Annotated in this window: 14 protein-coding genes; 11 read left to right on the forward strand and 3 right to left on the reverse strand. The window is 58.7% G+C overall.

Features of this window, described 5'->3' with window-relative positions; genetic code table 11:
- The first annotated feature begins 92 nt into the window (after positions 1–92).
- The 11 genes from DBAC_RS03135 to DBAC_RS03190 all read left to right on the forward strand — a co-directional run bounded on the left by DBAC_RS03135 (position 93) and on the right by DBAC_RS03190 (position 11,952).
- Positions 93–860, forward strand: coding sequence for an IclR family transcriptional regulator (locus DBAC_RS03135; protein WP_015772834.1), 768 nt, complete (start codon positions 93–95; stop codon positions 858–860).
- A 196-nt stretch (positions 861–1,056) separates the two neighbouring features.
- A complete protein-coding gene (locus DBAC_RS03140; protein ID WP_043810275.1) occupies positions 1,057–2,196 on the forward strand; it encodes an ABC transporter substrate-binding protein in 1,140 nt (379 codons plus the stop codon).
- A 75-nt stretch (positions 2,197–2,271) separates the two neighbouring features.
- A complete protein-coding gene (locus tag DBAC_RS03145; protein ID WP_015772836.1) occupies positions 2,272–3,165 on the forward strand; it encodes a branched-chain amino acid ABC transporter permease in 894 nt (297 codons plus the stop codon).
- Positions 3,165–4,202 (forward strand): branched-chain amino acid ABC transporter permease, encoded by a 1,038-nt coding sequence (locus tag DBAC_RS03150; protein WP_015772837.1) that lies wholly within the window; start codon positions 3,165–3,167, stop codon positions 4,200–4,202. Before DBAC_RS03145 ends, DBAC_RS03150 begins: the two co-directional genes overlap by 1 nt.
- Positions 4,199–4,978 (forward strand): ABC transporter ATP-binding protein, encoded by a 780-nt coding sequence (locus tag DBAC_RS03155; protein ID WP_015772838.1) that lies wholly within the window; start codon positions 4,199–4,201, stop codon positions 4,976–4,978. The genes DBAC_RS03150 and DBAC_RS03155 overlap by 4 nt, the downstream gene beginning before the upstream one ends.
- Complete coding sequence (locus DBAC_RS03160; RefSeq protein WP_015772839.1) at positions 4,971–5,675, forward strand: ABC transporter ATP-binding protein; 705 nt, start codon at positions 4,971–4,973, stop codon at positions 5,673–5,675. The genes DBAC_RS03155 and DBAC_RS03160 overlap by 8 nt, the downstream gene beginning before the upstream one ends.
- Before the next feature lie 318 nt (positions 5,676–5,993).
- A complete protein-coding gene (locus DBAC_RS03165) occupies positions 5,994–6,827 on the forward strand; it encodes a sulfide/dihydroorotate dehydrogenase-like FAD/NAD-binding protein (protein ID WP_015772840.1) in 834 nt (277 codons plus the stop codon).
- Positions 6,828–8,228: an NADPH-dependent glutamate synthase gene (gltA, locus tag DBAC_RS03170; RefSeq protein WP_015772841.1), complete on the forward strand. Its 1,401-nt coding sequence runs from the start codon at positions 6,828–6,830 to the stop codon at positions 8,226–8,228.
- A 779-nt stretch (positions 8,229–9,007) separates the two neighbouring features.
- Positions 9,008–9,997, forward strand: a complete 990-nt coding sequence (locus tag DBAC_RS03180) for a TRAP transporter substrate-binding protein (protein ID WP_015772842.1) — start codon at positions 9,008–9,010, stop codon at positions 9,995–9,997.
- A 12-nt stretch (positions 9,998–10,009) separates the two neighbouring features.
- On the forward strand, positions 10,010–10,558 hold the full coding sequence (locus DBAC_RS03185) for a TRAP transporter small permease (protein ID WP_015772843.1): 549 nt from the start codon (positions 10,010–10,012) through the stop codon (positions 10,556–10,558).
- Complete coding sequence (locus DBAC_RS03190; RefSeq protein WP_015772844.1) at positions 10,555–11,952, forward strand: TRAP transporter large permease; 1,398 nt, start codon at positions 10,555–10,557, stop codon at positions 11,950–11,952. Before DBAC_RS03185 ends, DBAC_RS03190 begins: the two co-directional genes overlap by 4 nt.
- Positions 11,953–12,033: 81 nt before the next feature.
- Here DBAC_RS03190 and DBAC_RS03195 read toward each other — a convergent pair whose 3' ends face one another.
- The 3 genes from DBAC_RS03195 to DBAC_RS03205 form a co-directional block, all read right to left on the reverse strand.
- Positions 12,034–12,501, reverse strand: coding sequence for a Fur family transcriptional regulator (locus DBAC_RS03195; RefSeq protein WP_015772845.1), 468 nt, complete (start codon positions 12,499–12,501; stop codon positions 12,034–12,036).
- 8 nt (positions 12,502–12,509) lie between these two features.
- Entirely contained in the window at positions 12,510–13,229 is a 720-nt protein-coding gene (locus DBAC_RS03200; protein ID WP_323740357.1) for a metal ABC transporter permease, read from the reverse strand.
- Positions 13,230–13,314: 85 nt separating this feature from the next.
- Positions 13,315–14,199 carry a metal ABC transporter ATP-binding protein gene (locus DBAC_RS03205; RefSeq protein WP_015772846.1) on the reverse strand — a complete coding sequence of 295 codons (885 nt, stop codon included), beginning with the start codon at positions 14,197–14,199 and terminating at the stop codon, positions 13,315–13,317.
- Positions 14,200–14,208: the final 9 nt, after the last annotated feature.

Below are 14,208 nucleotides of genomic sequence, written 5' to 3' on the forward strand. Positions count from 1 at the left end.
TTCACGAATAGGTTCTCTCAGCGGAACGGGTTGTTCATTATTTCGGTATTTCCAATCGTTCAGCGCATTTTCATCGTCAACCGGAATCATCCATGGCAGGCAAGGACAACAGTTCCGAAACATTGGCCAAAGGCCTCTGGATTCTAGATATTTTCGGCGATGACGACGTCGGTTACACTCTCGCCCAGATTTCCCGCCGCACGGGCATCAACAAGACTTCCATATACAGATACGTCAATACGTTTTGCGATCTCGGCTTTTTGAAGCGCGACGATCGCACCGGCCTGTACAGGCTTGGGGTGCGCATGCTGGCCCTGGCCCATGCCATGCTTGAGAAAAGCGAGCTGGAGCGCGCCGTCAAGACCCAGGTCGACGCGGCCCATGAGCGCCACGGCGTGCATGTCGACGTAGGCCTTTTGTCCGGAGATTCCATCTATCTGATTTATCGTCGCGAATCCCAGGACACCAAGGCTTTCCGCTCGTTCAGCTATGGCTCCGAGCCGTATTATCTGGCTGCCGGCAAGGCGGCCATGGCCTTCATGAGCGATGAAGAGCTTGCCGCTTTTGTCTCGCGTCTCTCCTTGACCCCTAAGACCGACAAGACAATCACTTCCGCGCCGGAGCTGCTGGCGGATCTGCATCAGTCCGTGGAGCGCGGCTATACACGCAACCGTGAAGAGTTCGTGCCCGGGCTCATCGCCATCGGCGCGCCGCTGTACAGCCTGCGCACCGGCAAGGTCGTGGGCGGGGTGAGCTTCGACTCCTCCACGGACCGTTTTTCCATGGAAGAGTTCGAGACGCGTTTCGCCGGCTATCTGGTTGAGCTGGCCAAGAAAATTTCCGCAGTGGTGTCTTGGTAGATTACAGAGTATCACTGCTCCGGAGCCTTTGCGGGCTCCACCCTGGACGAGGAAAAAGGGAAGCCGGAAGCGTTGGGTTTCCGGGTTCATGGCAGGCTTCGTCGCGTTTGCGCGAAGCCAAACGGCAGCCGGTGATACGGGGCGCGGCGCGCGACGTAGTCTCCGGGATTCAACGTTCACCTTGGAGGATTTTTTGATGAAACGACTAGGAGTCCTGTGCATGGTTTTGGCCATGGTTTGCGGCTTCGCCGGCATGTCTTTGGCTGCCGACGAGACTGTGAAGATTGGCGTGTTTCTGCCCCTGACCGGTCAGAATGCCTTTGGCGGCCAGCTGGAATTGGAAGGCGTGCAGATGGCCCACAAGGAAATGGGCGAGGTTCTCGGCAAGAAGGTCGAGCTGTTCGTAGTTGACAACAAGTCCGACAAGGTCGAGTCCGCAAACGCGGTCAAGCGCCTGATCGAAAAGGAAAAAGTCCAGGCCATCATCGGCACCTACGGTTCTTCCCTGGCCATGGCCGGTGGTGAAGTTTCCGAAAAGGCCGGTATCCCGCAGGTCGGCACCAGCTGCACCAACCCGCTCGTCACCCAGGGCAAGAAGTACATCTTCCGCGTGTGCTTCATCGACCCCTTCCAGGGCGCCGGCGCAGCCACCTATGCCTATCGCGATCTGGGCCTGAAAAAAGCCGCTCTGCTCATCGACGTGGCCAACGACTACTCCGTCGGCCTGGCCAGCTTCTTCAACAAGTCCTTCACCAAGCTGGGCGGCGAAATTGTCGCCACCCTGAACTATCAGTCCGGCGACCAGGATTTCACTGCCCAGTTGCAGGAAATCATGAGCAAGCAGCCTGACGTTTTGTTCATTCCCTCCTACTTCGCCGAAGGCGCCATCATCATGAAGCAGGTCCAGGAACTGGGCGGAACCTTCAAGATCATGGGCGGCGACGCCATGGACAATCCGGAGATCACCGCCATCGGCGGCTCTGCCGTGGAAGGTTTCATGCACACCACCTTCCCCTACGATCCGTCCATGCCCGACATGAACCCCGTGGCTCAGAAGTTCACCGACGAGTGGAAGAAGATCAATCCCGACAGTGACCCCAACGTCAACGCCGCCCTGGGCTATGACGCCTACATGATCATCATGGACGCCATCACCCGCGCCGGTTCCGCCGAACCGCAGGCCATCACCGACGCCCTGGCCGCTACCAAGGGCTTTGTCGGCGTGACGGGCACCACGACCATCAACGAGACCCACGACGCTGAAAAGCCGGTTGGCCTGGTCATGATCAAGGACGGCAAGAAGACCTACATCGGTGCCATCACTCCCGAACTCTAATTCTCTGAATGAGCGCTTTTTTGGCGTGAGCGGCAGGGGGGAACCCCTGCCGCCGTATTCAGACAAGGATCGTCCATGAATCTGGCAACATTCATCCAGCACTTCCTGAACAGCCTGACCCTGGGCAGCCTCTACGCGCTTATCGCCATCGGCTACACCATGGTCTACGGCATTTTGCGACTCATCAATTTCGCGCATAGCGAAATTTTCATGCTCGGCGCCTACTTCGTTTTCTGGGGCATCACCCTTTTTCACATGCCCTGGGCCGTGGCCATGATCGTCTCGGTCATCAGCGTCGCGGGCATCGGTATCCTGGTCGACCGCATCGCCTACCGCCCGCTGCGCGATGCGCCCCGCATATCGGCCCTGATCAGCGCCATCGGCGTTTCCTTTTTTCTGCAGAACGTGGCCATCGTGTTCTTCCAGGCCATTCCCCGCCAGGTGTACCGCCCGGAATGGCTGGAGAAGCCCCTGCTCTGGGGCGACGTGCGCGTTCTGCCCCTGACCCTTTTCGTGCCGGTGCTTTCGTTCTTCCTGATGCTGGTCCTGGTCTACATCGTCTACCACACCAAGGCTGGGCTGGGCATGCGGGCCATCAGCAAGGATATCGAGACAAGTTATCTCATGGGCGTGCCTGTGAACAAGGTCATCGCCCTGACGTTCGGCATTGGCTCTGCCCTGGCTGCCGCCAGCGGCATCATGTGGGCCCTCCGGTATCCGCAATTGCAGCCCATCATGGGCGCCATCCCCGGATTCAAAGCCTTTATCGCGGCTGTTGTCGGCGGTATCGGCTCCATTCAGGGGGCCGTCATCGGTGGCCTGCTCCTTGGCTTCATCGAAATCATGACCGTGGCGTTTTTCCCGGATCTGGCAGGCTATCGTGATGCCTTCGCCTTCATCCTGCTCATTGGCATGCTGCTGATCAAGCCCACCGGCATCATGGGCGTCAAGACGGAGGACAAGGTCTGATGAACCGCAATACAACCATACTTCTCAATTTCGTGCTGGTGGGTTGCCTGGGACTTTTTCTGTGGTGGGCCGAAGGGAATCTGGACGGCTACAAGATCCAGATCCTGAACCTCATCGCCGTGAACATCATCCTGGCCCTGTCGCTGAACCTCATCTACGGCTTCACCGGCATGTTCAGCCTGGGCCATGCAGGCTTCATGGCTATCGGCGCCTACGTCTGCTCCATCCTGATCATGACTCCGGACCAGAAGGCCACGCTCTTCATACTGCAGGAGGCCTTTCCTCTGGTGCAGAACTCCCACGCCCCTTTTCTGGTGGCGGTGATCGCGGGCGGGCTCGTGGCGGCTCTGTTCGGTATTGTCATCGGCGCGCCCCTCCTGCGTCTGGGAGACGACTATCTGGGCATTGCGACCCTGGGTTTCGCGGAGATCGTGCGCGTCATCGGCAACAACATCCCGCGCGTGACCAATGGGGCGCTCGGCTTCAAGGGCATCCCGGATCACGCCAACCTGTGGTGGAATTTCGGCTGGTGTCTGCTGACCCTCTATTTTGTCATCCGCATCGTGAACAGCAACACGGGCAACGTCTTCAAGGCCATCCGCGACGACGAGACCGCAGCCAAGGCCATGGGCATCAACGTCTTTAAGATCAAGCTCTTGTCCTTCACCTTCGGTGCCTTTTTCGCAGGGGTGGGCGGGGCGCTGCTGGCGAGCCTTCTGACCACCATCGACCCCAAGATGTTCCTCTTCACCCTGACTTTTAGCGTGCTCATGATCGTGGTCACCGGCGGGCTTGGCTCCATCACCGGCTCTATCCTGGCGGGCACCGGCATCACCGTGGTGCTTGAATGGCTCCGGATCGTCGAGAATCCCATCACCATCGGGGATTGGAGCATGGATGGCATCCCCGGAATGCGCATGGTCGTCTTTTCCCTGGTGCTCATTCTGGTCATCCTTTTTCGCCGGGAAGGTATCATGGGCATGCGTGAAATCACCTGGGACGGCGTGGCCCGGTTCATGAAGAGAGGTAAGGCATGAGCACGATTCTCGAAACCAAAAATCTGACCATGCGTTTCGGCGGCCTTGTCGCCGTGTCGGAATTCAGTGCCTGCATCCCCCAGGGCAGCATCACCGGGCTTATCGGCCCCAACGGCGCGGGCAAGACTACCTGCTTCAACATGGTCACGGGCTTTTACCGGCCAACTGAAGGCCAGGTTTTCTTCGAGGGCAAGGAACTGACGGGAAAGTCCCCGCATCAGGTCTGCCGGGCCGGAATCGCCCGCACCTTCCAGAACATCCGCCTGTTCGGTAACGAAACTGCGCTTGAAAATGTCATGATCGGAAACTTCGTACGCCAGCGCACGGGCTGGATCCAGTCCGTGCTCATGACGCCCGCGTCCCTGCGCGAAGAGCGCGAGATCCGCAAGCGCTCCATGGAGCTTCTCGAAGTGGTCGGACTTGGGGACATCGCCGGGGAAAAGGCGAGCAGTCTGCCGTACGGCGCGCAGCGTCGTCTGGAGATCGCCCGCGCCCTGGCCACCTCGCCTCGCTTTTTGCTGCTCGACGAGCCTGCGGCAGGTATGAACCCCCAGGAATCCATGGAACTCATGGCTTTCATCCGCACTATCCGCACCCGTTTCGACCTGACCATCCTGCTCATCGAACACGACATGAAAGTGGTCATGGGCGTGTGCGAACATATGTGGGTTCTGGACTACGGAGTGACCATCGCCGAGGGCGACCCTGAATCCATTCAGTCCAACCCCAAGGTCATCGAAGCCTATCTGGGTGAGGAGTACGTGAAATATGCTTAAGATCAGTGACTTGCATGTATATTACGGGGGCATTCACGCCCTCAAGGGGATCTCGCTGGATGTGCCCACGGGCAAGATCGTGACCCTCATCGGGGCCAACGGCGCGGGCAAGAGCAGCACGCTCAGAGCCATCTCAGGGCTTATCAAGAACAAGAAAGGCACCATCACCTACAACGATCGCGATATCACCACCCTCGACCCGGTGGAGATCGTCAAAGGCGGAATCGTCATGGCCCCCGAAGGCCGGCGCATCTTCCCGCATCTTTCGGTGGCCGAGAACCTGTACCTGGGCGCTTTCAGCCGCAGCGACAAGGACGGGATCGAGCGCGACAAGGAGTGGGTCTTCGACCTCTTCCCGCGCATGCGCGAGCGTCAGAATCAGAAGGGCGGGACCCTGTCCGGCGGTGAACAGCAGATGCTGGCCGTGGGCCGGGCGCTGATGAGTGCGCCGGATGTGGTCATGCTCGACGAGCCGTCCCTGGGACTGGCTCCGCTGCTGGTCAAGGATGTCTTCGAGATCATCAAGGTCATAAATGCCCAGGGCAAGACCGTCGTTCTGGTTGAGCAGAACGCTTTCGCGGCCCTCAAGGTGGCCCACTACGCCTATGTGCTCGAAACCGGGGCCATCGTCCTGCAGGGCACGGGAGAAGAGCTGTTGAACGACGAGCGGGTCATCCAGGCCTACCTGGGCGGGTGAAGCCGGGAACGAAGTGCTGCGAATACGGTCCGGGCCGTCTTTGTATGGATATGTGAACGCCCTCCCTCTTTCTTGAGACGGAGGGCTTTTTCGTTCACTGTCCGGAGCGACCATATGAAGAAAAATCAGGTGAGTCCGGCTACATATGGGGTTAAATTGCACTTCTCATGGCGGGCGCAACCGGTTATGGGGAAGTTCTGACGCGTTGGGCGGAGCCGGTTCGCCGGCCCGGTGCGGGGAGTACCCGATGATCGAGGCGACTGCGGAACATCCATCGTCACGGTCCGCATTTTCACCAGTGTTACGGGAGACAATGGAATGTTCAGAATAATCAAGCGCGAGGAAATGGCCGGCGGAACGGTCGTGCTGAATGAGATCGAGGCGCCGCGCATCGCCGTCAAGGCCCGGCCCGGACAGTTTGTCATCTTGAAGGCCAACGAGGACGGTGAGCGCATCCCCCTGACCATGGCCGAGACCGATCCGGCCAAGGGCACGATCACGGTCATCTACATGGTGGTCGGCAAGAGCACGGAACTGTTTTCCCGGCTTCAGGTCGGGGACTCCTATCAGAACGTCATCGGCCCGCTGGGCCAGCCGACGCATATTGAGGGCGGCAAGAACGTCGTCTGCGTGGGCGGCGGGACAGGGGTGGCGGTGCTGCATCCCATCGCGCGCGGCATGAAGGACGCAGGGAGCACGGTGACCTCCATCATCGGAGCCCGCAACAAGGACCTGCTTATCCTGGAAGACAGGATGCGCCAGGCCTCTCATGAACTGCACATCTGCACCGATGACGGCTCCCACGGTCGCAAGGGGTTCGTGACCGAAGTGCTGCGGGAGCTCTTGGAGCAGGGCGGCGTAGACCAGGTTGTGGCCATCGGGCCCGTGCCGATGATGAAGTTCGTCTCTCTTCTGACCAAGGAATTTAATGTCCCGACGCTGGTCAGCCTCAACCCGATCATGATCGACGGCACCGGCATGTGCGGTGGATGCCGGGTCTCTGTCGGCGGCGAGACGAAGTTCGGCTGCGTGGACGGCCCTGAGTTCGATGGACACAAGGTGGATTTCGACGAACTGATCCTTCGCCTGCAAGCCTACACGGAACAGGAAAAGCTCAGTCATCACAAGTGCAAATGCAAAGGAGAACTGTAGATGGGGGCCGCGAACCAGAAGTCACGTCAGGCCATGCCCGAACAGGATCCTCACGTTCGGGCCAGAAATTTTGAAGAAGTGCCCTTGGGCTACACGCCGGAAATGGCCATCGCCGAGGCGAGCCGCTGCCTGCAGTGCAAGAATCCGCTCTGCGTGCAGGGGTGCCCTGTGGGCGTCGCCATTCCCGAGTTCATAAAGCATATCGCCGACGGAAAATTCGATCTGGCCATCGGCAAGATCTGGGAGCGCAACAGCCTCCCGGCGGTCTGCGGCAGGGTCTGTCCGCAGGAGGTCCAGTGCGAAGGCAACTGCATCCTTGGCCGCAAGGGCGAGGCCGTGGCCATCGGCAACCTGGAGCGGTTCGCTGCGGACTGGGAGCGGGCCAATCATGCCTGCGAATTGCCGTCCCGTGAAAAGGCCACGGGCAAGAAGGTGGCCGTGGTCGGTTCCGGCCCTTCCGGCCTGACCGTTGCCGGAGACCTGATTTTAAAAGGGCACGAGGTCACCATTTTCGAGGCCTTTCACAAGCCCGGCGGGGTGCTGGTTTACGGCATCCCCGAGTTCAGGCTGCCCAAGGAGATTGTCGCGTCCGAAGTGTCCTGTCTGCAGGCCCAGGGGGCCAGGATCGAGTGCGACGTGGTGGTGGGTCGCACCGAGACGGTGGACGAGCTTTTCGAGCAGGGCTTTGACGCGGTTTACCTGGGCGTGGGCGCTGGTCTGCCCCGGTTCATGAACATCCCCGGCGAAAACATGATCGGCGTGCTCTCGGCCAACGAATACCTGACCCGGGCCAATCTGATGAAGGCCTACCTTTTCCCGCAGGTGGACACGCCCATTCCCCACGGCCGCAATGTGGTCGTGCTTGGAGCCGGAAACGTGGCCATGGACAGCGCGCGCACGGCCATGCGCCTGGGCGCGGAGAAGGTCAGCATCGTCTATCGTCGCTCACGGGCGGAGATGCCGGCCCGAAGCGCGGAAATCCACCACGCCGAGGAAGAGGGCCTCCATTTCGAGTTGCTGTCCAACCCGGTGCGCTATCTGGGTGACGAGAAGGGTCGCCTGACCGGGATCGAGTGCGTGCGCATGGAACTTGGCGAACCTGATGCATCCGGACGCAGGCGCCCGGTGGTTGTTCCGGGTTCGGAGTTTGTCATCGAGTGCGATCTGGCCATCGTGGCCATAGGTTCGGGGGCCAACCCGCTGCTGACCCGCTCGACCCCCGACCTGCCTCTGGGCAAATCGGGATACATCATGGCCAACCCGGAGACCGGCAAGACCGGGAAAAAAGCCGTGTGGGCCGGAGGCGACATCGTCACCGGAGCGGCCACGGTCATCCTGGCCATGGGCGCGGGCAGAAAGGCCGCCGACTCGATCCATGAATACCTGACCTGGGGCTGGTAGAAACTGTTTTCTTAAAGAAGACCGTCATCTCGATGACAAAACGCTGCCCCGGGCAGGCGCCACGGCGGATGTATCCGATCTGTGGACGCTTGACCGGGGCAGCGTTGTTTCAATTTTCGTTCGTCATCCGCTACGCGAGGGCCTCTGCCTGATCCTTTTTTCTGCGCATCATGATCCTGCTGCCCAAAGCCGTATCCCTCTTGAAGGAGATGGCTTTCAAGCACCCGAAAAGACAGAAATAAATATGCCTTGAACAAGCCGCCCTAGACGGAAATGGCTTGTCGCGGCAGTTCGCGACTTTTTGCAGCGCCTCCAAGTATAGCGCAGTCAGGATTTCTGTCTTTTTCAGCTGAACAATTTTCATTTTTACGATAGAAATGCAGTATAATGGTGATGAATATTCATTTCAAAGAAAACTTCTTATTCTGAAAACGGTTTGTGTCCGATAAATCGGACATATTTTGACAAAGATAGAGCTCTTTTTTTTATGTATTACAAAATTAATTTCAGTAGTATGTGTTAATTGTTATTTAAAACATAAAGATTATATTTTTTTTAAACCCAATCTTTCAAGATTAAGCTAAAAAAAATTGTAATCAAAATAATTATACGTTTTGATAAATTTATCACGAGCGTGATTGGTTGTGCGAACAGTTTAAGAAATAGTTTTTTTCGTTCATTTATGAAAAAAAAAGATAATTTATTCATAAATTCTTGCCGCACAGCTTCTCTGGGGGTAGTCGATTTCAAACTAATTTAACCGTTGGAGGGTATTTGGAATGTTGAAACTGAAGACCATTCTTGCGTTTGCGGTGGGTGCGGTTTTTCTTTGTGCTGTGTCCGCCATCGCTGCTCCCATCGTCATCAAATTCTCTCACGTTGTTGCCGAAGATACCCCCAAGGGGATCATGGCCAACAAATTCCGCGATCTTGTGGCTGAACGCCTTGGCGACAAGGTTGTGGTCGAAGTCTATCCCAACTCCCAGCTCTTCGGCGACGGCAAGGAACTCGAAGCCCTTCTTCTGGGCGACGTGCATCTGCTGGCCCCGGCCCTGTCCAAATTCCAGAAATACACCCCCTTGCTGCAGATCTACGACCTGCCCTTCCTGTTCAAGGACATGGCCGCTATTGATAAGTTTCAGCAGGGGCCCAATGGTCGCGCGCTGCTTACTTCCATGAAGGACAAGGGCATTGTCGGCCTGGATTATCTGCACAACGGCATGAAGCAGATTTCCGCCAACGATCCCATCCATGGTCCCGGCGATGCCAAGAACAAGAAATTCAGGATCATGACCTCCGACGTCCTGGCCGCCCAGTTTGAAGCCGTGGGCGCCATGCCGCTCAAGAAGCCCTTCGCCGAGGTCTTCACCCTGCTGCAGACCAAGGCCATCGACGGACAGGAAAATTCCTGGTCCAACATCTATTCCCAGAAGTTTTACGAAGTGCAGCCCTATATCACCGAGACCAATCACGGCATCCTGGACTATCTCGTCATCAGCTCCACGGAGTTTTGGGATGGCCTGCCGGCGGATGTGCGGCCCGTGCTTGAAGAATGTCTGAAAGAAGCCATCGTTGTCGGCAATGCCGCCGCCGCCCAGAAGGATTTGGACGACAAGCAGAAGATCATCGATTCCAAGCGCAGCGAAATCATTACGCTGACCGAAGAAGAACGCGCCGCCTGGGTCGAAGCCATGAAGCCGGTCTGGAAGCAGTTCGAGGATGCAGTGGGCAAGGAAAACCTCGAAGCAGCCATCGCCTCCAATAACTAGTCCCGTCAGATCATGAATACATTCATCAACAAAGTGGAGGAGGGGATTATTTCCCTCCTCCTTGCTTCCATGACGCTCCTTGTCTTCATGGAAGTGCTCATGCGGTACGGGTTCAACGTGGGCATCCACTGGTCCCAGGAATTAACCCTGCTCTTGTCGGGCTGGATGGTCATGTTCGGGGTTTCCTACGGCATCAAGGTCGGGTCGCATATCGGTGTCGACGCCTTGGTCAAGCTGTTCCCGGCGCATGTGCGCAAGGCCATCTCCATCGTGGCGATTTTGCTGTGTCTCACCTATTGCGGGCTTTTTCTGGTGGGCAGTTGGGCGTATCTCGGGAAGCTCAAAAGCATAGGCATCCACCTTGAGGACATTCCTGTTCCCAAATGGATCGCCAACAGCATCCTTTTTGGCGGCATGGTCATGCTCGCCATCCGGCTTCTGGATCTTCTCTGGGCGGTCATCCGGGGCCGGCAGGAAGGTTTCAAGCTTCTGGATGAGGCCAAGGAGAGCATGTATCTGGCGCAAAAAGAGGGTACTTCCCTGGATGGAGACGACGAATGACAACTGCGGCACTGTTCACCCTGCTCTTCCTCTTTATTGCCACGGGGATGCCCATCGCCATTGCGCTGGGCCTTTCGAGCATCACCACCATCCTGTTTTTTTCCAACGATTCTCTGGCATCCATTGCCCTCAAGCTGTTTGAATCGGTTTCCGAACACTATACCCTGCTGGCCATTCCGTTCTTCATTTTGTCCTCCCAGTTTTTGTCCACGGGAGGCGTGGCCAAGCGGCTTATCAACTTCGCCCTCGACTGCATCGGGCACGTCAAGGGCGGCCTGGCCATGGCCTCGGTCCTGGCCTGCATGCTCTTTGCCGCCGTGTCCGGATCTTCGCCGGCCACGGTGGCGGCCATCGGCAGCATCGTCATCGGCGGCATGGTCCGTTCGGGCTACCCCGAGAGCTTCGCGGCCGGTGTCATCTGCAACGCCGGGACGCTGGGCATCCTCATTCCGCCGTCCATCGTTATGCTCGTGTACGCGGCGGCTACCCAGGAATCGGCGGCACGGCTGTTCATGGCCGGTTTCATCCCCGGCATCTGCCTGGGGCTGCTCCTGATGATCGCCATCTACATCGTGGCTCGCATCAAGAATTATCCGGCCCTGGCCTGGCCCGGGTTCAAGCAGGTCTTCAAGTCCGGGTTCACGGCCATGGGCGGCCTCATGCTGGTCGTCATCGTGCTGGGCTCCATTTACGGCGGCATCTGCAGCCCCACGGAGGCAGCGGCCATTTCGGCCGTGTATGCCTACTGGATCGCCGTCTTCGTCTACCGCGACATGGGGCCGCTCAAGGAAGTCCCCCTGCGCAAGGTCGACGAGCCTCTGGCTTCGGCCCTGTTTCGCGGATTGTGGCAGACTCTCGTAGCCATCCCCAAATCCTGGTATCATCCGGAAGTGCGGCACGTCGTGCTCGATGCGGCCAAGGTCAGCATCATGCTGCTTTTCATCATCGGCAACGCCATGCTCTTCGCCCACGTGCTGACCACGGAGCGAATCCCCCATCTCATTGCCGAGACCATCGTCGGCTGGGGCTTGCCGGCCTGGGGTTTTCTTATCGTCGTCAACATCCTGCTTCTGATCGCCGGCAACTTCATGGAGCCTTCGGCCATCACCATGATCATGATCCCGATCCTCTTTCCCATCGCGGTCAAGCTCGGCATCGATCCCATTCATCTGGGCATCATCTGCGTGGTCAACATGGAGATCGGACTGATCACCCCGCCGGTGGGGCTCAATCTCTTTGTCACGGCGGGCATCACCAAACGCGACCTGACCTGGGTCGTGCGCGCGGCGACACCGTGGCTCATGATTCTGCTCTTCTTCCTGATCCTCGTCACCTACATCCCGCAGATATCCCTGTGGCTGCCCGAGTATATCGACAAGCTCAAAGGGTATTGACGGATTTGGTGGGCAAAACCGCATTGCAACCGGGCTTCGAGAGAGGCCCGGTTTTTTTATATGTTTCTGCCTGAATGAGGATTATGAATCAGATTTGTCAGGTGGCGTCGAATCATGCGGCCCGCGCAGCTTTTTCTGGCAGGCCGGGCAGATGCCTTCAAGGCGGATGTCGACATGGCGGATGTCGAGGGAGAGGTCGTCCAGGGCCTCGCGGTCCAGCGGCATGTGCGGGACATTCAGGCAAAGGTAACAGTCGCAGCGGGTGCAGTGGAAGTGCGGATGCTCGTCTTCATGGGCGCCCCGCAGGCAGAAGCGCTGGGATTTCTCGCCAAGCCCAAGCCGGTTCAAGACGTGGTGCTCCACCAGCAGATCCAGAATGCGGTACACCGTGACCCGGTTGATGTCCTTTTTGGCGCTGATCTTTTCCAGAACATCCTGTGCGCTGGACGGGTGCGCCGTGTTGCCTACGGCCATAAGCACCTGCACGCGGTGCTCGGTGATTTCAAGTCCAGCCTCTCTGAGCCTGCCAAGGGCCGCCTTTTCAGTCATGCGCGCCCTCATGTCCGCCGCCAAAGAGATTTGAAACCCCAGGCCAGAACGTATCCGATCGTGGCCACAGCGATGATGGACGCGCCTGAGGTCAGGTCCAGATGATAGGAGATCGCAAGCCCGCAGAGGCAGAAAAAGAGGCTCGCCAGGGTCGCAAGGGCCATGGTCTTCCAGAGGGAATTGGTGAACAGTTCGGCCAGCATGGGAGGGATGGTCAAGAGCGCGATGACCAGAATGAGCCCTGCGATCTGGATGACCATGACAACGGTCACGGCGGTCATGACCTGCATCAGCACGTAGAGCAGACGCACGGGAACGCCCGTTGAACGCGCGAATTCCATGTCGAAGGACAGGGACAGAAAGTCTTTGTACCAGAACAGAACCACGGCCAGGATGAAGACATCAAGCAGAAGCATGAGCCAGATGTCGCTTCTGGGAACTGCCAGGAGGCTGCCGAAGAGGTAGCTCATCAGGTCGACGTTGTAGCCCGGAGTCAGGTCCAGCAGGATGATTCCAAAGGCCATGCCCGCAGCCCACATGATGCCGATGATGCCATCGCTGCGTTCGCTGCGGCCAAAAGAGGCCAGGGCCATGATCAGAGCGGCCAGGACCGTGAAGCCCACGGCGCAGGGCAGCACCGGGAGGCCCAGGAAAAAGGCCAGGCCCACTCCGCCGTAGGCTGTGTGGGCCACGCCTCCGGCCATGAAGACCTGCCGGTTGACGACCACCAGCGAGCCGATGACGCCCAGGCCAGGCTTGCCAGCAGGCCCGCTATCAGGGCGTTCTGCATGAATTCCATGCCGAGAACAGAGCTCATACGGAACTCCTTGGCCCGGTCTGGCCGAAGATGGAGGACACGCCCTTGATGTACTCGTCCAGGGGGCAGGATGCGTCGTGAGTGCCGTAGATGAGTTCGAGCATGGCGGGGGTCAGCTCCCGGCTCCTGTTCTGGATGAGTTTGCGGTTGACCACGGCCACGCTTGAGATGCGCGTGGAGGCGGAGATGAGGTCGTGGCTGACCATGACGATGGTGATGGAGGAACTCAGCGCCGAGAGCAGGTCGAAAAGGCAGACCTTGCCCTGGGGGTCGATGTTTGAAGTGGGCTCGTCAAAGAGCAGCAGCGCCGGGTCCGAGACCAGGGCCCGGGCCACCAGGACGCGCTGCTTCTGCCCGCCGGAGAGGGCGTCGAAGCGGCGCGTGGCCAGATCGGCCATGTCCACCATGCGCAGGGTCTCCACTGCTTTTGCCTTGTCCCGGGCGTGGTAGCCGGGCCAGCGCGCAAGCGAGAGCAACCCGCCCTGGCGGCGCAGTCCCAGCAGGACCACTTCCTGCACCGTGACCGGAAAACTTGGCTGGATAAGCGCGTGTTGCGGCACATAGCCCACAGCGGGTCGCACGGAGAGCGGATCGGCCCCGAGCACGCGCACCGTCCCGGACTTGGGCGCGAGCAGTCCGAGGATAAGCTTGACCAGGGTGGTCTTGCCCCCGCCGTTGGGACCGATGACGGCCATGAAGTCGCCGCTTGAGATCTTCAGATCGACGCCCGAGAGCACTTCCCGTTCGTCGTAGGCGAAGCTGACGTCCTGAAGCTCGATGACCGGGACCCCGGTGCCGGGCAAGGGTTTGAAATGCGGCTCCGGTATGAGCGGATGGCCGTGTCCGGTGCAGGTGGGGCAGGAATGGTCGTGGGCGTGCATGCGGGTCCT

Origin of the sequence: Desulfomicrobium baculatum DSM 4028 (genome assembly GCF_000023225.1) — a bacterium.
Lineage (GTDB): Bacteria > Desulfobacterota > Desulfovibrionia > Desulfovibrionales > Desulfomicrobiaceae > Desulfomicrobium > Desulfomicrobium baculatum.

Bases quoted from the DNA above. Each gene is read 5' to 3' on its own strand.
- DBAC_RS03190 (WP_015772844.1), top strand. From the start codon at position 10,555: ATGACAACTGCGGCACTGTTCACCCTGCTCTTCCTCTTTATTGCCACG.
- DBAC_RS03180 (WP_015772842.1), top strand. From the start codon at position 9,008: ATGTTGAAACTGAAGACCATTCTTGCGTTTGCGGTGGGTGCGGTTTTT.
- DBAC_RS03135 (WP_015772834.1), top strand. From the start codon at position 93: ATGGCAGGCAAGGACAACAGTTCCGAAACATTGGCCAAAGGCCTCTGG.
- DBAC_RS03145 (WP_015772836.1), top strand. From the start codon at position 2,272: ATGAATCTGGCAACATTCATCCAGCACTTCCTGAACAGCCTGACCCTG.
- DBAC_RS03205 (WP_015772846.1), bottom strand. From the start codon at position 14,199: ATGCACGCCCACGACCATTCCTGCCCCACCTGCACCGGACACGGCCAT.
- DBAC_RS03150 (WP_015772837.1), top strand. From the start codon at position 3,165: ATGAACCGCAATACAACCATACTTCTCAATTTCGTGCTGGTGGGTTGC.
- DBAC_RS03165 (WP_015772840.1), top strand. From the start codon at position 5,994: ATGTTCAGAATAATCAAGCGCGAGGAAATGGCCGGCGGAACGGTCGTG.
- DBAC_RS03155 (WP_015772838.1), top strand. From the start codon at position 4,199: ATGAGCACGATTCTCGAAACCAAAAATCTGACCATGCGTTTCGGCGGC.
- DBAC_RS03160 (WP_015772839.1), top strand. From the start codon at position 4,971: ATGCTTAAGATCAGTGACTTGCATGTATATTACGGGGGCATTCACGCC.
- DBAC_RS03185 (WP_015772843.1), top strand. From the start codon at position 10,010: ATGAATACATTCATCAACAAAGTGGAGGAGGGGATTATTTCCCTCCTC.
- DBAC_RS03140 (WP_043810275.1), top strand. From the start codon at position 1,057: ATGAAACGACTAGGAGTCCTGTGCATGGTTTTGGCCATGGTTTGCGGC.
- DBAC_RS03195 (WP_015772845.1), bottom strand. From the start codon at position 12,501: ATGACTGAAAAGGCGGCCCTTGGCAGGCTCAGAGAGGCTGGACTTGAA.
- gltA (WP_015772841.1), top strand. From the start codon at position 6,828: ATGGGGGCCGCGAACCAGAAGTCACGTCAGGCCATGCCCGAACAGGAT.